This is a genomic window from Microbacterium imperiale (genome assembly GCF_017876655.1).
Classification (GTDB): Bacteria; Actinomycetota; Actinomycetes; order Actinomycetales; family Microbacteriaceae; genus Microbacterium; species Microbacterium imperiale.
The window spans coordinates 802,881-821,647 of record NZ_JAGIOK010000001.1 but is presented as its reverse complement, the minus strand read 5'-3'; the positions used below and the strand labels follow the sequence as shown (position 1 = coordinate 821,647).

General features: G+C 70.4%; 16 protein-coding genes. 11 read left to right on the top strand and 5 right to left on the bottom strand.

Going from position 1 to position 18,767, the window contains the following annotated elements; genetic code table 11:
• Nucleotides 1-62: 62 nt before the first annotated feature.
• Together JOF37_RS04015 and JOF37_RS04010 are read left to right on the top strand one after the other, a co-directional pair.
• The gene (locus JOF37_RS04015; protein ID WP_210005317.1) at nt 63-308 is read left to right on the top strand and encodes a response regulator; all 246 of its coding nucleotides are present in this window, start codon (nt 63-65) and stop codon (nt 306-308) included.
• Nucleotides 298-930 (top strand): CYTH domain-containing protein, encoded by a 633-nt coding sequence (locus JOF37_RS04010; protein WP_210005314.1) that lies wholly within the window; start codon nt 298-300, stop codon nt 928-930. Before JOF37_RS04015 ends, JOF37_RS04010 begins: the two co-directional genes overlap by 11 nt.
• Before the next feature lie 92 nt (nt 931-1,022).
• Here the strand turns inward: JOF37_RS04010 and lpdA are convergent, their stop codons facing one another.
• Both lpdA and JOF37_RS04000 read right to left on the bottom strand, forming a co-directional pair.
• A complete protein-coding gene (gene lpdA, locus JOF37_RS04005) occupies nt 1,023-2,423 on the bottom strand; it encodes a dihydrolipoyl dehydrogenase (RefSeq protein WP_210005313.1) in 1,401 nt (466 codons plus the stop codon).
• Nucleotides 2,424-2,432: 9 nt separating this feature from the next.
• Nucleotides 2,433-2,987 (bottom strand): copper resistance CopC family protein, encoded by a 555-nt coding sequence (locus JOF37_RS04000; RefSeq protein WP_210005312.1) that lies wholly within the window; start codon nt 2,985-2,987, stop codon nt 2,433-2,435.
• Nucleotides 2,988-3,093: 106 nt separating this feature from the next.
• On the opposite strand from JOF37_RS04000, the gene JOF37_RS03995 reads away from it, so the two are divergent.
• From JOF37_RS03995 to JOF37_RS03985, 3 genes are all read left to right on the top strand, one after another.
• Entirely contained in the window at nt 3,094-3,588 is a 495-nt protein-coding gene (locus JOF37_RS03995) for an FHA domain-containing protein (protein WP_210005311.1), read from the top strand.
• The gene (gene ftsR / locus JOF37_RS03990; protein WP_210005310.1) at nt 3,585-4,265 is read left to right on the top strand and encodes a transcriptional regulator FtsR; all 681 of its coding nucleotides are present in this window, start codon (nt 3,585-3,587) and stop codon (nt 4,263-4,265) included. The genes JOF37_RS03995 and ftsR overlap by 4 nt, the downstream gene beginning before the upstream one ends.
• 100 nt (nt 4,266-4,365) lie before the next feature.
• On the top strand, nt 4,366-4,911 hold the full coding sequence (locus tag JOF37_RS03985) for a MerR family transcriptional regulator (protein ID WP_210005309.1): 546 nt from the start codon (nt 4,366-4,368) through the stop codon (nt 4,909-4,911).
• A 101-nt stretch (nt 4,912-5,012) separates the two neighbouring features.
• Here the strand turns inward: JOF37_RS03985 and JOF37_RS03980 are convergent, their stop codons facing one another.
• Entirely contained in the window at nt 5,013-5,828 is an 816-nt protein-coding gene (locus JOF37_RS03980) for a ParA family protein (protein ID WP_210005307.1), read from the bottom strand.
• Nucleotides 5,829-5,918: 90 nt separating this feature from the next.
• Between JOF37_RS03980 and JOF37_RS03975 the strand changes: the two genes are divergently transcribed.
• Genes JOF37_RS03975 through def form a run of 3 tightly spaced genes read left to right on the top strand, consistent with a single transcriptional unit; the run spans nt 5,919 to nt 11,656 of the window.
• Complete coding sequence (locus JOF37_RS03975; protein ID WP_210005306.1) at nt 5,919-9,326, top strand: pyruvate carboxylase; 3,408 nt, start codon at nt 5,919-5,921, stop codon at nt 9,324-9,326.
• Nucleotides 9,327-9,375: 49 nt separating this feature from the next.
• The gene (locus tag JOF37_RS03970; RefSeq protein WP_210005304.1) at nt 9,376-11,163 is read left to right on the top strand and encodes a MinD/ParA family ATP-binding protein; all 1,788 of its coding nucleotides are present in this window, start codon (nt 9,376-9,378) and stop codon (nt 11,161-11,163) included.
• 1 nt (nt 11,164) lies between these two features.
• The gene (def, locus tag JOF37_RS03965; RefSeq protein ID WP_210005303.1) at nt 11,165-11,656 is read left to right on the top strand and encodes a peptide deformylase; all 492 of its coding nucleotides are present in this window, start codon (nt 11,165-11,167) and stop codon (nt 11,654-11,656) included.
• A gap of 87 nt (nt 11,657-11,743) precedes the next feature.
• Here def and JOF37_RS03960 read toward each other — a convergent pair whose 3' ends face one another.
• Nucleotides 11,744-13,579 carry an AMP-dependent synthetase/ligase gene (locus JOF37_RS03960; protein WP_210005302.1) on the bottom strand — a complete coding sequence of 612 codons (1,836 nt, stop codon included), beginning with the start codon at nt 13,577-13,579 and terminating at the stop codon, nt 11,744-11,746.
• 145 nt (nt 13,580-13,724) lie between these two features.
• On the opposite strand from JOF37_RS03960, the gene JOF37_RS03955 reads away from it, so the two are divergent.
• Genes JOF37_RS03955 through JOF37_RS03945 form a run of 3 tightly spaced genes read left to right on the top strand, consistent with a single transcriptional unit; the run spans nt 13,725 to nt 16,735 of the window.
• A complete protein-coding gene (locus JOF37_RS03955) occupies nt 13,725-14,657 on the top strand; it encodes an ROK family protein (RefSeq protein ID WP_210005301.1) in 933 nt (310 codons plus the stop codon).
• A 3-nt stretch (nt 14,658-14,660) separates the two neighbouring features.
• On the top strand, nt 14,661-15,353 hold the full coding sequence (locus JOF37_RS03950) for a lysophospholipid acyltransferase family protein (protein WP_210005300.1): 693 nt from the start codon (nt 14,661-14,663) through the stop codon (nt 15,351-15,353).
• A gap of 47 nt (nt 15,354-15,400) precedes the next feature.
• Complete coding sequence (locus tag JOF37_RS03945; RefSeq protein ID WP_210005298.1) at nt 15,401-16,735, top strand: class II 3-deoxy-7-phosphoheptulonate synthase; 1,335 nt, start codon at nt 15,401-15,403, stop codon at nt 16,733-16,735.
• Nucleotides 16,736-16,811: 76 nt separating this feature from the next.
• Here JOF37_RS03945 and pknB read toward each other — a convergent pair whose 3' ends face one another.
• A complete protein-coding gene (gene pknB, locus JOF37_RS03940) occupies nt 16,812-18,767 on the bottom strand; it encodes a Stk1 family PASTA domain-containing Ser/Thr kinase (protein WP_210005296.1) in 1,956 nt (651 codons plus the stop codon).

Here is an 18,767-nt window from a genome sequence, read left to right as displayed (position 1 = left end):
TGGCGCAAGCGTATCGGGCCGCTCGCGCGGCGCGGGTAGGGTCGGGAACAGGAGGTCAGAACATGGCTATTGCACGACTGCACGGTGGCCCGCTCGACGGGCAGACCCTTCCGCTGGACGACGAGACGTCGGACCGGCTCATCCTGCCCTACAGCGAGACGCAGGTCGTCTACGAGCGCGCGGGAGCCGCCGAGAACACCGGCGAGGGCGACGGCCCCACGTCGTCGGAGTTCCACTTCGTCGAGGCCGAGGGCGACATCGACCCCTCGACCGACGAACGAGACGACCGCGTGACCAGTGACGACTGAGCCCCGCAGCTCGCTCGAGGTCGAGCGCAAGTACGACGTCGACGCCGACACTCCGGTTCCCGACTGGGCCGCGCTTCCCGGCGTGGCCACGGTCGGTGAGCCCGAGCCGCGCGAACTCGACGCGCGTTACCTCGACACTCCCGACGGCCGCCTCGCCGAGGCGCTGACCGCGCTGCGGCGGCGCACGGGCGGTCCCGACGAGGGGTGGCACATCAAGCGCTCGACGCCCGAGGGCAAGCTCGAGACGCAGTGGCCCCTCGACGACGGCGGGTCCGACGACGCCCTCGAGGTGCCGGGTCCGGTGCTCGAGGCCCTCGCCGAGATCTCGGATCCGCCGTTCGAGGTCGTCGCGCGCATCCGCAACTCGCGGACGGCATACGCCCTGCGCGACGCCGACGGCGGGCTCATCGCCGAATTCGTCGACGACCGGGTGACGGCCGTGGACGAGCGCACGGGCCGCTCGAGCTCGTGGCGCGAATGGGAGATCGAACTCGGTCCGGCCGCCCCTCCGCGCGCGACCGACATCGCCGAGCTCTTCGCGACCGCCGACGAGCTCGTCCAGTCGGCGGGAGGCCGCCCGGCGGCATCCGAGTCCAAGCTCGCACGCGCCCTCGGTCTCTGACCGGGACGCCCTTCGGGAACATCCCCGAGCCCACGAAGACGAACGCACCGCCGGCTGAGCCGAGCGGTGCGTTCGTCTTCGTGACGTGAGCGTCAGAGGTTGATCATGTGACCTGCGAGGCCGTGGAACGCCTCCTGCAGACCCTCCGACAGCGTCGGGTGGGTGTGCACGTTGCGGGCGGCCTCGAGGGCGGTGAGGTCCCACTTCTGCGCCAGGGTCAGCTCGGGCAGCAGCTCCGACACATCGGGGCCGATGAGGTGACCGCCAAGCAGCTCGAGGTGCTCGGCGTCGGCGATGAGCTTGACGAAGCCGACGGGCTCGCCCAGGCCGTTCGCCTTGCCGTTGGCCGAGAACGGGAACTTCGCGACCTTGACGTCGTAGCCGGCGTCGCGCGCCTGCTGCTCGGTGAGGCCGAACGACGCCACCTGCGGCGAGCAGAACGTCGCGCGCGGCATGTTGCGGTAGTCGCCGAGCGTCTGGGTCTCGGCGCCGCCGATGGTCTCAGCGGCGACGACGCCCTGCGCCTCGGCGACGTGCGCGAGCTGCAGCTTGGCCGTGACGTCACCGATGGCGTAGATGCCCTCGACGTTCGTCCGCATGTGGTCGTCGATGTCGATGGCGCCGCGCTCGGTCAGCTTCACACCGGTGTTCTCGAGGCCGAAGCCCTCGACGCGGGGTGCGAAGCCGATCGACATGAGCACCTTGTCGGCCTCGATCTGGCCCTTCGCGCCGTCGGCGTTCGCCGAGTACGAGACGGTCACCTTGTCGCCCGAGTCCTCGATCTGCTCGACCTTGGTCGAGGTGAGGATGTCGATGCCGTACTTCTTGTACTGGCGCTGGATCTCCTTCGAGACCTCGACGTCCTCGTTGGGGAGGGCGCGGTCGAGGAACTCGATGATCGTGACCTTGACGCCGTAGTTCGACATGACGAAGGCGAACTCCATGCCGATGGCGCCGGCGCCGACGATGACGATCGAGTTCGGCAGGTCGCGCGTGAGGATCTGCTCCTCGTAGGTCACGACGTTGTCGCTCAGCTGCACGCCGGGGAGGAGGCGGACGAACGAGCCGGTCGCGATGATGACGTTGTCGAACGTCACCGTCTCCTGCGAGCCGTCGGCCTTGGTCACCTGGATCGACTTGGCGTCGATGAACGAGCCGCGACCCTCGTACTCGGTGACCTTGTTCTTCTTCATCAGGAAGTGGATGCCCTTGACGTGCGTCTCGGCCACCTTCCGGCTGCGGTCGAAGGCGGTGCCGAAGTCGAAGTGCACGTCGCCGCTGATGCCGAACATGTCGGCCTTGTGCTTGAAGGTGTGCGCCAGGTCGGCGTTCTTCAGCAGGGCCTTCGAGGGGATGCAGCCGACGTTCAGGCAGACGCCTCCCCAGTACTTCTCTTCGATGATCGCGACGGACTGTCCGAGCTGCGCAGCGCGGACAGCTGCGACATACCCGCCGGGGCCCGCGCCGAGGATGACGACGTTGTAGTGAGGCATGCCTCCAGCCTAGTCCTCGGTGCGGCGGCGGGAAGCCGCGACGAGGGCGACGATCAGCGCCGCCACGCCGGCGACGACGACGACCGCGACGACGATCCAGAAGACCGGCGGGAGCCCCTCGTCGGCGGTCTCGGCACTCGTCGTCTCCGACGGCGCGGTGGGAGCGGCGGCAGGGTCGCCCGCGGTGAACGAGAACTCCCCGGACACGGGGTGTCCATCGCTCGAGACCACGCGCCAGCGCACGGTGATCGGGCCCTGGCTGTCACCGGTGAGAGCCTGCGTCACCGTCGTGCCGTCGAGCACCGGCGAGCCGTCGGCCAGCTCGGTGCCCGCCGCGTCGGTCACGGAGATGGCGTTGACGCCGGGCTCGTCGATGAGCACGCCGCTGTAGGTCAGCGTGACTGCGTCGGGCAGCTGGGCGACCTCACTGTCGGCGGCGGGATCGGAGGCGAGGAGCTCGTCGTGGGCGACGGCGGGAACGGCGACGGCCGTGCCCGCGAGGCCCAGGACGAGTCCCAGGATCACGAGCAGGCGGGGGCGGCGGGAACGGGTGCGCGTGGACATCGGTCCGACCCTATCGACGCCGCATATGACGTGGGTGGGAAAGCGGGGGACCGGCGTTCGCGTGGCGCCCTCGATCCGTTAGGCTGGGCCGGAAGAGGAGGACACTGTGGACGAAAAGGATCGAGACGTCGACGACATCCGACGCGGACCCGACCGCACGCCGCACAGCGGGTCCTCGGACACGACGCAGACGTTCGGGCATGACCTCGACCTGTCGTTCGTGCCGTTCGGGGCGGATCTGACGGCCGTCGAGCGTGACGCCATCCAGTCGCTGCCCGAGCGCGCGGCTCTGCTGCTGGTGCGTTCCGGCCCGACCGCGGGCGCACGCTACCTGCTCGACACCGACGTGACGACGGTGGGCCGGCACCCCGAGGCCGACATCTTCTTCGACGACGTCACCGTGTCGCGCCGTCACGCCGAGATCACCCGCACCGGCTCGGTGTTCGAGATCGTCGACCAGCGCTCGCTGAACGGAACCTACGTCAATGGCGAGCGTGTCGATCGCGCCGTGCTGTCGGACGGTGCGGAGCTGCGCGTCGGCAAGTTCCGCCTCAACTTCTTCGTCTCGCCGCTCGACCGCGCCTCGGCGTCCGGAGCGTGAGCCCCGCTTCCGCAGCCCGCAGCCGTTCCGCGGCGGCGGGTCATCTGAGCATCGGTCAGGTGCTCGCGCGACTGAATCCCGAGTTCCCCGCGCTCAGCTCGAGCAAGCTCCGCTACCTCGAAGATCAGGGCATCGTCACCCCGACGCGCACCGGGTCGGGGTACCGCAAGTTCTCGGCATCCGACGTCGAGCGGCTGCGCACCGCCCTCACGCTGCAGCGCGATCACTACATGCCGCTCGCCCGCATTCGCGAGTACCTCGACAATCCCGGCGCCGAGCCGATGCCACCGGCGTTGCCCTCGTCGATCGTGACCCAGCGCCGCTACCGTCGCGACGAGCTGCTCGAGCAGGCCGAGGCCACCGCGCCTCTGCTCGGCGACGCCGTCTCGGCGGGTCTTCTGCCCGCGGCCGACACCTACGACGAACGGGCTCTGGCGCTGCTGCGGACCCTCGTCGCCCTCGACCGTCACGGCATCGGTCCCCGCCACCTGCGTACCGTCCGTCAGGCGGCCGAGCGCGATGTCGCCCTGGTCGAGACGGCGCTCGCGCCGCTCCTGCGGCGCACCGACTCGACATCCCGCGGTCGTGCTCACGACCTCGCGCCCGAGCTCGTGCGACGCCTCGACGAGGTGCGATCGGCGTTCGTCCAGACGGCGATCGACCGACTCGCGCGATGAGCTCAGCGCGACACGCCGCACCGCCGGACCGGATGTCGTTGCCGCACCGGCATCCCTCATCTAGCGTGGAAGCAACCCGACCGTCCGGCAGGAGGACCAGATGACCGCGCATGATTCGCTCGGCGAGATGCGGTTCACGACCGACCTGCTGTTCACCGACGGTTTGCCGCAGATGGACGACGAGGTCGGCTACCGCGGCGCGCAGGCCGCGCGCGCGGCCGGCATCACCTACCGTCAGCTCGACTACTGGGCCCGCACGGAGCTCGTCGAGCCCACGGTGCGCGGCGCGAGCGGCTCCGGCTCGCAGCGTCTCTACGGCTTCCGCGACATCCTCGTCCTCAAGCTCGTCAAGCGACTGCTCGACACGGGCATCTCGCTGCAGCAGATCCGCGTCGCCGTCGATCAGCTGCGTGCCGCCGGGATCCGTGATCTGGCGGGCACGACTCTCATGAGCGACGGTGCGTCGGTCTATCTCTGCACGTCGAACGACGAGGTCATCGACCTCGTCAGCCGCGGCCAGGGCGTTTTCGGCATCGCGGTCGGCAAGGTGCTGCGCGAGGTCGAGTCGACCCTCGTGGAATTCGACCCGCAGGCACCCGACCCGGTCGACGAACTCGCGGCGCGACGCTCGGTGCGCAGCGCCTGAGTCGAGCACCCGTCTCGGCAGGGCCGCGCGCGGAGGACCCCTCACGCAGAGAACCCCGGAGCTGTCGCTTCCGGGGTTCCGTCACATCTGCGGGTGGATTCCTACGTGGCGGCGGGAGTTTCCCCGGCGACGGCGATGCGCCCGGTGCGCAGCACGCGATCGAGCAGGGCATCGAAGTCGGAGGCGAGCTCCTGCGCGGAGTCGCCGGGCCAGATGTGCAGCGGCTTCGCCGCGCCCTGGGCCTGCTGCAGCGACGTGCGCTCGGGCAGCTGGGGTGACAGGACGAGCGGACCGAACATGTCGCGCAGCTCCTTGATGCGGAACTGGTGCTCGATCGACTGCGGACGCACGCGGTTGACGACGATGCCGAGGGGCTGGAGTCGGGGGGAGAGGCCGCGGCGGATCTCCTCGATCGCGCGGAGGGCGCGGTCTGCTGCGGCGACGGAGAACAGGCCGGGCTCGGTGACGACGACGACGCGGTCGCTCGCGGCCCACGCGGTGCGGGTGAGCGCGTTGAGCGAGGGGGCGCAGTCGATCAGCACCAGGTCGTAGTCGGCCTCGATCGTCGCGAGGGCCTCCTCGAGCTTCCATACGTCGCGGACGCTGGGATGGGGGCCGTCGAAGTTGATGGCCGACGGGCTGCCGATGAGGACGTCGATCGTGCCGGGATGCACCTTGGCCCACCCGCTGGAGGTGATGGCCTGACGGACCACCTTCTCCTTGGGATTGGCGAGGACGTCGGCGACGTTGAGGCGACCGGCGACCTGGATGTCCATCCCCGTCGACACGTCGGACTGCGGATCGAGGTCGACGACCAACGTCCGGACACCGCGGGCGAACGCGGCGGATGCGAGCCCCAAAGTGACCGTCGTCTTGCCGACCCCGCCTTTGAGCGAGCTGACGGAGAGTACGTGCACGAGACCCTACGTTACCGTCCCCTAGGCTGAGAAGGTATTCGAGCCCTCGCGCGGCACCGTCGCCACGCGTCTCACTCCTGCGAGGTGAGCATGTTCCGAAAGATCCTTGTCGCCAATCGCGGCGAGATCGCCATCCGAGCCTTTCGAGCGGCATTCGAGCTGGGAGCGCGAACGGTGGCGGTCTATCCGCACGAAGACCGATACTCGCTCCACCGGTTGAAGGCTGACGAAGCCTACGAGATCGGGACGAAGGGGCACCCGGTGCGGGCCTACCTCGACGTCGACGAGATCATCCGCGTCGCCGTCGAGAGCGAGGCCGACGCGATCTATCCCGGGTACGGGTTCCTGTCGGAGAATCCCGAGCTCGCCGCCCGCGCTGCAGCCGCGGGCATCGCGTTCATCGGGCCGTCTGCTCAGGTGCTCGAGATGGCCGGCAACAAGGTGACGGCCAAACGTCACGCCGCCGAGGCGGGAGTGCCGGTGCTGCGCTCGACCGAGGCGTCCGACGACATCGACGAGCTGGTCGCCCAGGCCGGCGACATCGGGTTCCCGGTCTTCGTCAAAGCGGTGGCCGGCGGTGGGGGCCGCGGCATGCGACGCGTCGGCTCCGAGCAGGAGCTCGCCCCCGCGCTGTCCGAGGCGATGCGCGAGGCGGGCAGCGCTTTCGGCGACCCGCGGGTGTTCCTCGAGCAGGCCGTGCAGCGGCCGCGTCACGTCGAGGTGCAGATCCTCGCCGACGCGACCGGCGAGACCGTCCACCTCTTCGAGCGCGACTGCTCCGTGCAGCGTCGCCATCAGAAGGTGATCGAGATCGCACCCGCGCCGAATCTCGACGACGCCACGCGCTCGGCTCTGCACCGGCACGCGATCGCCTTCGCGCGATCGATCGGCTACGTCAACGCCGGGACGGTCGAGTTCCTGCTCGAGACGGCGGGCCCGCGCGCCGGCGAGGCGGTGTTCATCGAGATGAACCCGCGCATCCAGGTCGAGCACACCGTCACCGAGGAGGTGACGGACGTCGACCTGGTGCAGTCGCAGATGCGGATCGCGGCCGGCGAGACGCTCGCCGGGCTCGGACTCGCGCAGGACGACATCCGCCTGCGCGGGGCCGCGCTGCAGTGCCGCATCACGACGGAGGACCCGGCGCAGGGCTTCCGCCCCGACACCGGAAAGATCACGACGTACCGGTCGCCCGGCGGAGCCGGCATCCGTCTGGACGGCGGCACGACCGCCGCCGGTTCGCAGGTGAGCCCCCACTTCGACTCGATGCTCGCGAAGCTGACGTGTCGCGGCCGCGATTTCGCCGCTGCCGTCGTGCGCTCGCGGCGCGCTCTCGCGGAGTTCCGCATCCGCGGTGTCTCGACGAACATCCCCTTCCTGCAGCGGGTGCTCGACGACCCCGCGTTCGAGCGCGGCGACCTCAGCACCGCGTTCATCGATGAGCGCCCGGAACTCCTCGAGGGCCGCCCGTCGAAGGACCGCGGGTCGAAGATCCTGGGCTGGCTCGCCGACACGACCGTCAACCGGCCGCACGGCACCGCGCCGACGACCGTCGAGCCTCGTGCCAAGCTGCCGCGGATCGACGTCTCGGCCGCGCCGCCCGCGGGGTCCCGGCAGCGCCTGCTCGAGCTCGGTCCCGCCGGCTTCGCCCGCGCCCTGCGCGAGCAGACCGCGCTCGCGGTGACCGAGACCACGTTCCGCGACGCCCACCAGTCGCTGCTCGCGACGCGGGTGAGGACGAAGGACCTCGTGGCGGTGGCGCCCGCGGTATCGCGCCTCACGCCGCAGCTGCTCTCGGTCGAGGCGTGGGGTGGGGCGACCTACGACGTGGCGCTGCGCTTCCTCGGCGAGGACCCGTGGGAGCGTCTCGACAAGCTGCGGGCGGCCCTGCCGAACATCGCGATCCAGATGCTGCTGCGTGGCCGCAACACGGTGGGCTACACGCCGTACCCGGCCGCGGTGACCGAGGCCTTCGTGCGCGAGGCAGCCGACTCGGGCGTCGACATCTTCCGCATCTTCGACGCGCTGAACGACGTCTCGCAGATGCGGCCGGCGATCGACGCGGTGCTGGCGACCGGCACCACGGTCGCCGAAGTCGCGCTCTGCTACACAGGCGACCTGCTCGACCCGGCCGAGGACCTGTACACCCTCGACTACTACCTGCGCCTGGCCGACCAGATCGTCGACGCCGGCGCCCACGTGCTGGCGATCAAGGACATGGCCGGGCTGCTGCGACCGGCCGCGGCGTCCCGTCTGGTCGGCGCGCTGCGCGAGCGGTTCGACGTTCCCGTCCACGTGCACACCCACGACACCGCGGGGGGACAGCTCGCGACGCTGCTGGCCGCGAGCGCCGCGGGAGCGGATGCCGTCGACGCCGCGGCCGCGCCCATGGCCGGCACGACGAGCCAGCCATCGCTCTCCGCACTCGTCGCGGCGCTCGCCCACACCGAGCGCGACACGGGGCTCGATCTGGGGGCGGTGTCGGACCTCGAGCCGTACTGGGAGGCCGTGCGCCACCTGTACCGTCCGTTCGAGTCGGGTCTGCCCGGGCCCACGGGCCGCGTGTACCGGCACGAGATCCCCGGCGGGCAGCTGTCGAACCTGCGGCAGCAGGCCATCGCGCTCGGTCTCGCCGACGACTTCGAGCTGATCGAGGACATGTACGCCGCGGCGAACGACATCCTCGGACGTGTTCCCAAGGTGACGCCGTCGTCGAAGGTGGTGGGAGACCTTGCTCTGCACCTGGCCGCGGTCAAGGCCGATCCCGCTGCTTTCGCCGCTGACCCCGGCGCGTACGACATCCCGGACTCGGTCGTCGGCTTCATGGCGGGTGAGCTCGGCGACCTGCCCGGCGGATGGCCCGAGCCGTTCCGCTCGAAGGTGCTCGCCGGCCGGGCCGTCCGCCCGAGCGTCACGGAGCTCTCGGACGCCGACACCGCGGCGCTCGGGGCGGACGCGGCGACCCGGCGGCGGACGCTCAACGCGCTGCTGTTCCCGGCGCCGACCCGCGAGTTCGACCGCGTCCGCGAGACCTATGGCGACCTCAGCGTGCTCGACACGGCCGACTACCTCTACGGGCTCGTGCCCGGCGCCGAGCATGTCGTCGAGATCGAGCGGGGTGTGCAGCTGTACGTCGGGCTCGAGGCGATCGGCGAGGCCGACGACAAGGGGATGCGCACCGTCATGGCGACACTGAACGGTCAGCTGCGACCGGTCTTCGTGCGCGACCGCGCCATCAGCGTCGAGGCCCGCGCGGCAGAGAGGGCCGACACCTCGGTGCCGGGTCAGGTGGCGGCGCCCTTCTCGGGCGTCGTCACGCTCAAGACCGACGTCGGCGAGGCCGTCACGGCCGGCCAGCCGGTCGCGTCGATCGAGGCGATGAAGATGGAGGCCGCGATCACCGCGCCGGTCGCCGGGCGGGTCGAGAGGCTCGTCGTGAGCGGCACCGCACAGGTCGAAGCCGGAGACCTTTTGGTCGTCATCCGGCCCGGCGAGTAGCCTAAGGGGTCGGGCGCGAGCTCGAGACCTGGAGTGGACGCAGCAGAATATGCCTGAGCGCAACGAGAATCAGCCCGATGAGAACGACCCCGCAGTCCTCATCGACAGCGAGAGCATTCATACGACCGCCATCGGAATCATCGGCGGCACGGCCCAGGTCGACGTGACCCTTCCGCCCACCGATGACGACGACGACGACGATGCCGACGTGGTCGACGGCGAAGTGTTCGACGACCAGCTCAGCACCGGCGACATCCCGCTGGGCGCTCTGAGCGGCGCCGGAGCCGAACAGGATGCCGCGCATGAGGCGGCTGCCGACATCGATGCGTCCGACGACCCCGACGGCTCGGACCTGCCCGAAGCCGGTGACGCGTCCGAGGAACATCCGCACCAGGACGGTGACGCGTCCGACGACGTCCCGTCGACCGACTCGGACGAGGACGTCGGCGGCGCGGGGGAGACGCACGACGACCGCGGGACGGACGACGACGTCATCACCGCGACCGTCGACGACGACTTCCCCGAGGATGCCGCCGAGTCTCGCGAGGAGAACGCCGGGGCCGCCGCCGACGACGAGGCTGCCGAAGACGCGGCCGCGGCCGGCGGGGTCGCGACCGCCTCGTCGGCTGCCGCCGCCCCGCGCGGCGATGAGTCCGCCGCTCGGGCCGCCACCGGTCCCACCGCGGCGCCGACGGCCGCGGCCGCGGCCGAGACCGTCGTCGCGACGGTCGTGCCGACGGCGACGGTCATCACCGGTACGGTGCCGACCACGCGCCGCGAGGCCCACCAGGCCGCAGAGCAGGTCCGCCATGCGACCGAGCGCGTCCAGGTCGTCCGCCCGACCGAGCCCGTGCTGCAGTCGCGGCGCATCGGCGACCTCGAACCGGGACGCGAGTCGTCCGACCTCCTCACCCCCGAGCGTCTGCTCGACCCGGCGCAGGTCGTCCGCGGCGAGCCGGAAGGACGCTGGCAGCGCCTGGTGTACGCGGCATCCGGCCACCGCATCAACCTCGGCGACAGCAAACGCGCTCGCGCGCGCAAGGAGCTCGACCGCCGCATCTCGGCTCCGCTGGCCGGCGGTGCGAAGTTCGTGCCGGTGCTCTCGCGCAAGGGCGGCGTCGGCAAGACGACGGTCACCACGTTGCTGGGAATGGCGCTCGCGGACGCCCGCGACGACCGTGTGATCGCGATCGATGCGAACCCCGACCGCGGGACGCTCGCCGACCGGATCGGCCGCACCAGCGGTAAGACCGTCCGCGACCTCGTGCGCACGAGCGGCGACGTCGTCGGCTTCAACGACCTGTCGTCGATCGTCGCCCGCGACGAGACCCGTCTGGACGTGCTGGCCTCCGACACCGATCCGCACGTGTCCGAGGCCTTCAGCGACCACGACTACGAGAACGTCGCCGCGATCGCCGCCCACTACTACTCCATCGTGCTCACCGACACCGGAACCGGCATCGTGCACTCGGTCATGGGGGCGACGCTCGGCCTGTCCGATCAGATCGTCGTGGTGGCCGGCATGTCGGTCGACGAAGCGCGCCTGGCGTCCGAGACGCTGACCTGGCTCGAATCGAACGGATTCGGCGAGGCGGTCAAGGGCGCCGTCGTCGTGCTCAACACGTCGCGTCCGGGGACGCCGATGGTCCGCGCGGACGAGCTCGAGACGCACTTCAGCTCGCGCGTGCGGTCGGTCGTGCGCCTGCCGTACGACCCGCACCTCGCCGCGGGCAGCGCCGTGACGTTCCGCGACCTCGACCCGGCCACCCGCGAAGCCGCCCGGAAGCTCGCCGCGAGCGTCGTCGAGGGACTTCGACTGAACGCGTCGGTGGCGTGACATGGCGGTCCGCGCGATCCGCTTCTTCGGCGACCCGGTCCTGAAGTCGCCCGCCGCCCGTATCGAAACGATCGACGACGGTGTGCGCTCGCTCGTGCGCGATCTGCTCGACACCGTCGAGCTGCCCGGCCGCGCCGGCGTCGCCGCCCCGCAGATCGGCGTGGGCCTGCGGGCCTTCAGCTACAACGTCGACGGAGTCATCGGCTACATCCTCAACCCGGAGCTGGTGGAGGTCTCGGGCGATCCCGCATTGATCGGCGAGGGATGCCTGTCGGTACCGAACCTCTGGCACGACACGCTGCGGCACCCGTACGCCCGCGCCGTGGGCATCGACCTCGACGGGAACGAGATCACGCTCGAGGGGGAGGGGCTCATGGCGCAGGCGCTGCAGCACGAGTGCGACCACCTCGACGGCATCCTGTATCTCGACCGGCTCTCACCGGCCGAGCGTCGTGTGGCGATGCGCGAGGTGCGCGAGTCGTCCTGGTTCTGAGCCCGGCGGTGCCGCGCACAGTGTCGCGCGAACCAGAACGGCCCGGCGGATGAGCGATCATCCACCGGGCCGTTCTCGTCGATCCGATCAGCCCAGAGGCACGTTGCTCGTCTTGACCGGCTCGTCGTAGATGTCGGCGATCGTGCCGGCGAAGTCGGTGAGGATGACGTTGCGCTTGATGCTCATCTTCGGGGTGAGGTGCCCGCTCGCCTCGGTCCACTCCGTGTCGAGGATGGTGAACTTGCGGATCGACTCCGCGCGCGACACACCGCGGTTGGCCTCGTCGATGGCGCGCTGAACTTCGGCGCGGACGACGTCGTGCTTCGCGGCATCCGTCAGCGTCATGTCGCCGGGCAGATCGTTGTTGGACAGCCACGTCGGAAGCATCTCGGGATCGAGGGTCACGAGGGCGGAGATGAACGGCTTCTGGTCGCCGACCACGACGACCTGACCCACGATCGGGTTGGCGCGGATCGGGTCTTCGAGCACGGCGGGGGCGACGTTCTTGCCGCCGGCCGTGACGATGATCTCCTTCTTGCGACCGGTGATCGTGAGGAACCCGTCGGCGTCGAACGAGCCGATGTCGCCGGTCTTGAACCAGCCGTCGTGGAACGCCTCGGCCGTCGCCTCGGGGTTCTGCCAGTACTCCGCGAACACGTTGATGCCGCGGACCTCCACCTCGCCGTCCTCGCCCAGCCGAACGCCGACACCGGGCAGCACCGGGCCGACCGTGCCGATCTTCGACTTGGTGGCGAGGTTGACCGTCGCCGGGGCGGTCGTCTCGGTCAGGCCGTACCCCTCGAGGATCGTCACGCCGAGGCTGTGGAAGAAATGTCCGAGGCGCGGTCCGAGCGGCGCAGAGCCCGAGACGGCGTACTGCACGCGTCCGCCCATCGCGGCGCGGAGCTTGCTGTAGACCAGGCGGTCGAACAGGCGGAACTTCACCTTCGTCAGCAGGGGGACCTTCTTCCCCTCCTGCTGCAGCCGCGAGTGGTCGATCGCGACCTGCGCGGCCGCGCGGAAGATCTTGCCCTTGCCGCCCGCCTCAGCCTTCTGCTCGGCCGAGTTGTACACCTTCTCGAACACACGAGGCACGGCGAGCAGGAAGGTCGGCTGGAAGGACCCCAGCGCCGGCAGGAGCTGCTTCGTGTCGGGCTGGTGCCCGGTCTTGACCCCCGCGTGGACGTTGAGGATCGAGATGAAGCGCGCGAAGACGTGCGCGGTCGTGATGAACAACAGCGTCGAGGCGCCCCCAGGGTGGTTGACGACCTCCGTCAGCGCCTTGCCCGAGTTGCGCGCCAACTCGACGAAGTTGCTATGCGTGAGGACGCACCCCTTGGGACGTCCGGTCGAGCCGGACGTATAGATCAGGGTGGCGATGTCCGAGCCCACGGCGAGGTTGCGCCGGCGCTCGATCTCGTCGTCGGCGACATCCCGTCCGCCCGCGCGCAGGGTGTCGAGATCGCCCGAGCCCATGGTCCATACCTCGCGCACGAGCGGCACCGTCGCGCGGATCTCGGCGATGCGCTCGGCATGCTCGGCCGACTCGGCGATGACCGTCGTCGCCCCCGAGTCGGTGAGGATCCACGCGATCTGCGACGCCGAGCTCGTCTCGTAGATCGGGACCATCACCGCTCCGGCGAAGAAGAGGGCGAAGTCGACCAGGGTCCAGTCATAGGTGGTGCGGGCGATGAACCCGACCTTGTCGCCGGGCTCGACACCCGCGGCGACGAATCCCTTCGCGAGAGCGACGACCTCGCGCTGGAACTCGGCGGCGGAGATGTCGCGCCAGCCGCCGTTCTCGGGCACAGCGAAGAGGGCGCGGGACGGGCTGGCCTTCACACGGTCGACCAGCAGGTCGGTGATGTTCGCGTCGGGGTCGGCGGGTACGACGGCAGGGACTTCGAACTGGACGGCGCTCATGGGCGGCAACTCCTTCGGTACCGGAAGCGTCTGGCAGGGTACAGACACTCTAGCGGCGACCCCGGCCCTCGACCCCCGCGGTTGCGGGGACGCGCCACTAGACTTTGCGGGGCGCCGCCGAACGGTCGCCGGAAAGGGACGACGAGTGCTCAACATCGGCATCGACATCGGCGGAACCAAGATCGCCGGCGGCGTGGTCTCCGCGGACGGGACGATCGTCGATCGGATCCGCGTCGACACCCCGACCGACACCGACGCCCTGGCGGATGCCGTGGCCGACATGGTCCGCCACTTCCGCGACTCGCACGACGTGACCGCGGTCGGCGTGGCCGCCGCCGGTTTCCTCGACCGCACGCGCTCGATCATGCGTCACGCGCCCAACATCGACTGGGTCGACCACCCGCTGCGGGCCGAGCTGGAGTCGCGCGTCGGTGTGGCCGTCGTCCTCGAGAACGACGCGAACGCCGCCGGCTGGGCGGAGTACCGGTTCGGCGCGGGCCGCGGCAGCGCCAACATGGTCATGCTGACCCTCGGCACCGGTGTCGGGGGAGCCGTCGTGATCGACGGTCAGCTGCTGATCGGCGGACGCGGCGCGGCGGGCGAACTCGGTCACGTGCGCTTCGAGCGCGGCGGACGGCTCTGCGGCTGCGGACTGCACGGCTGCCTCGAGCAGTACGCCTCGGGCCGCGCGCTGCAGCGCGAAGCGGTCGCCATCGCCGACGACCCCGAGCTCGGCTCCGGGCTGGCGCAGGTGCGCGACGAGCGCGGCTCCATCCCGGGCGACGCGATCTCGCGGCTCATCCTGGCCGACGACCCGGGCGCCGTCGAGGCGCTGCGCCGCGTCGCGACCGCGCTCGGCGAATCCGCGGGCGGTTTCCAGGCGACGCTCGACCCCGAGATCTTCGTCATCGGCGGCGGTGTCGCGCAGCTCGGCGAGACGCTGCTCGCGCCGGTCCGCGCCGCCTACCGGGCCGCGCTGCCCGGTGGCGAGAACGCCGCGCCGGCCGACTTCGCCATCGCGACGCTGGGCAACGACGCCGGTCTCATCGGCGTCGCGGACCTCGCCGGGGGGCGGTGACCGGTGTTCTACTGGCTGATGAAGTACATCTTCATCGGACCGATCGTGAAGGCGATCTTCCGACCCTGGATCGTGGGCCGGCGTAACGTGCCGGCCTCCGGTGCGGCCATCTTCGCCAGCAATCACCTGTCGGTGAGCGACTCGATCTTCCTGCCGCTCATGATCGACCGCCCGATGTCGTTCCTCGCCAAGAGCGACTACTTCACCGGGACGGGCCTCAAGGGCTGGGCCACGCGCGTGTTCATGAAGGCGACGGGGCAGATCGCGATCGATCGGACGGGCGGCAAGGCCTCGGAGGCATCCCTCAACACCGGGCTGCAGGTGCTCGGTCGCGGTGACCTGCTCGGGATCTACCCCGAAGGCACCCGCAGCCCCGACGGCAAGCTCTACCGTGGACGCACCGGACTGGCCCGCATGGCGCTCGAGGCGCGGGTGCCCGTGATCCCCGTCGTCATGGTCGACACCGACGCCGTGATGCCCATCGGGCGCAGCATCCCGCGCGTCGGCCGAGTCGGCATGGTCATCGGCGAACCGCTCGACTTCTCGCGCTTCCAGGGCATGGAGAGCGACCGGTTCGTGCTGCGCTCGGTGACCGACGAGATCATGGTCGCCCTTCAGCGCCTCGGCGAGCAGGAGTACGCGGACGTCTACGCGTCGTCGGTCAAGGAGCGCGCCGCCGCCGCCGCGCGCGACTGAGCCGTCACACGGCCGAGGGGCCGGCCGTCGCCGACTAGACTTGCCCCGTGCCTACGCTGGATTCACTCGACACGTGGCGCGATCTTCCCATCAAGCAGCAGCCGGCGTGGAACGACCCCGACGCCGTCGCTGCGGTGTCGGCTGAGATCGCGACGCTCCCGCCCCTCGTCTTCGCCGGAGAGGTCGACATCCTCCGCGAACGCCTCGCGCGCGCGGCATCCGGTGAAGCCTTCCTCCTGCAGGGCGGCGACTGCGCCGAGACCTTCGCCGGAGCGACCGCCGAGAAGATCCGCAACCGGATCAAGACCGTGCTGCAGATGGCCGTCGTGCTCACCTACGGCGCCTCGATGCCCGTCGTGAAGATGGGCCGCATGGCGGGGCAGTTCGCCAAGCCGCGCTCGAGCGACACCGAGACTCGCGGCGACGTGACGCTGCCGGCCTACCGCGGCGACATCGTCAACGGCTACGACTTCACGGCGGCCTCGCGCCAGCCCGATCCCGCGCGGCTGCTCAAGGGCTACCACACGGCGGCCTCGACGCTGAACCTCATCCGCGCGTTCACGCAGGGCGGTTTCGCCGACCTGCGCGAGGTGCACTCGTGGAACAAGGGCTTCGCCACGAACCCGGCCAATGCCCGCTACGAGGGTCTCGCGGGAGAGATCGACCGCGCCATCAAATTCATGGAGGCGGCGGGAGCCAACTTCGACGAACTGCGCGGTGTCGAGTTCTACACGGGCCACGAGGGCCTGCTCATGGACTACGAGCGCCCGATGACGCGCATCGACTCGCGCACGAACACCCCGTACAACACGTCCTCGCACTTCCTCTGGATCGGTGAGCGCACGCGCGAGCTCGACGGCGCCCACGTCGACTACTTCTCGAAGATCCGCAACCCGATCGGCGTCAAGCTCGGCCCCACGACGAGCACCGACACGGCGCTCGCGCTGATCGACAAGCTCGACCCCGAGCGCGAGCCGGGCCGCCTGACGTTCATCACGCGTATGGGCGCCGGGAAGATCCGCGACGCGCTGCCCCCGCTGCTGGAGGCCGTCAAGGACTCGGGCGCGACGCCGCTGTGGGTCACCGACCCGATGCACGGCAACGGCATCACGACGCCCACGGGCTACAAGACGCGTCGCTTCGACGACGTCGTCGACGAGGTGCGCGGCTTCTTCGAGGCGCACCGCGCGGTGGGGACGTTCCCCGGCGGCATCCACGTCGAGCTCACGGGCGACGACGTCACCGAGTGCCTCGGCGGCTCGGAGATGATCGACGAGGCGACGCTCGCCACGCGCTACGAGAGCCTGTGCGACCCGCGCCTGAACCACATGCAGAGCCTCGAGCTGGCGTTCCTCGTCGCCGAGGAGCTCGAGAAGCGCTGACCCGGGCTTTCGCCCGCCACGACACTGCCCTGCCTGCGGATGACCGCGGAGCAGGGCAGTGTCGTCTGTCGTCGTGTCAGCCGGTCGCGGTGATCTGCAACGTGATCGTCGTGCCGCGCACGTGCATGCTGCCGCCGGCCGGATCCTGCGCCGTGACCTTCGTCAGACCGTCGGGCCAGATGTTCCACAGCGCCGAGTACGACACCTCGAACCCCGCGCCGCGGAGCGTCTCGGCCGCCGCATCACGCGTCTGGCCGACGACATCGGGCACCTCGAAGAGCGGGGGACCGGTCGAGACGATGAGGGTGACGACGTCGCCGGGGCGCCAGTTGCCGTCGTCGTCGCGACCGAGGATCCCGATGACGTCGCCCCGCGCGATGCTGGTGCTCGCCTCCGTGCGGTTGTCCTCCGCGACCTCGAGTCCCGCGTCGGTGAGCGTGCGCGTCGCGCGCTCGACGCTCATGCCCGACACCTCCGGCACGGCTCCGCGTGAGACGAGCAGCGTAGCGGCGTCGCCCTGGCGGACGAGGCATCCCTCGGTGCAGTCGACCGGGTCACCGCCGGCCGCGGGCGTCACGGACGCGCGGATGACGGTGCCCGCGGCGACATCCGGATCGAACTCCGCCTCGGCCTGATCGGCGACCGCGACGACGTTCTGCCGCAGCAGTTCGCGCGCCGCCTCCTCGGTCTGCCCCGCGAGCGCGGGGATAGACACCTCGGCGGGCCCCCGCGAGACGTAGATCGTCACGACCGCGTCGCGGTCGAGCCGTGCCCCCGGGTCGGGATCGGTGCGGATCGTCAAACCCTCTTGGACGTCGAGGCTGTTCTCGCCGGACTCAGTGGCCTGCAGACCCTGCGCGGCGAGGGCGCCCTGCGCCTCGTCGAAGGTCAGCCCGCGGACGTCGGGCACCGCGACGAGCGAGCCCGGTCCCGAGCCGAACCACCAGCCGGTGCCGCCGGCGAGGGCGGCCAGGGCGATGACCAGCATGACCAGCCACGCGCCGCGCGTGCGATTGCGACGGGACTGACGGCGCAGTCGCGTCGCGTTGTCGACATCGGTGGTGACCGGGGGCGCCGTGAAGGTGCCGGGCATCAGCTTGGTGACCTCGCCCGAGCCCGATCCGTCGTCATCGGTGACGACCTCGGCCGCGCCGGCCGGCGCGGTGCGCACGACCTGCGGGAAGACGCCCAGCTCACGCTCGATCTCGCGCAGCCGGTCGAGCATGACCTTGGCGTCGAGGGGGCGTTCGTCGGGTTCGCGTTCGGTGGCCCACAGAACGAGCTCGTCGAGCTGTTCGGGCACGCCGGGGTTCTTCGCGCTGGGACGGGGAACCGAGTCGGTCGCGTGCTGATAGGCGATCTGCATCGGCTGCTCGCCCTTGTAGGGCTGCTCGCCGGCGAGCATCTCGTACAGCAGGATGCCGAGCGCGTAGATGTCGCTGCGGGCGTCGGCGGTGCCGCGGGTGACGAGCTCGGGTGCCAGGTAGGCGATCGTGCCCAGCAGCATCTGGCCGGTCGCGGTGTTCGCGGTCGTGGCGCGCGCGAGACCGAAGTCGCCGATCTTGATCCGCCCGTCCTCGGCGAGCAGCACGTTCTCGGGCTTGACGTCGCGGTGCACGATGCCGGCGCGATGGGCGGCAGCGAGCCCCGACAGGATCGCGTCCATGATCGTGATCGTCTGGGGGATGGTGAGGCGTTTCTGCTCGCGCAGCAGCTCGCGCAGCGTGATCCCCGGCAGGTACTCCATCACCAGGTAGGCCATCTCGCCGTCCTGGCCCTGGTCGAAGACGTTGACCACGTGCGGGTCGGCCAGGCGTGCGGCCGAGCGCGCCTCCTGGATGAACCGGCTCTGGAAGACCGAGTCGTCGGACAGGTGGCCGTGCATCACCTTCAGGGCGACGCGGCGCTCAAGCCGCAGGTCGGTCGCGACGTAGACCGTCGCCATGCCACCGCGGGCGATGCGAGCACGGACGCGGTATCGCTGGTCGACCAGTCGGCCGATCAGCGGGTCGGTCTGCTGGCTCATGCTCAC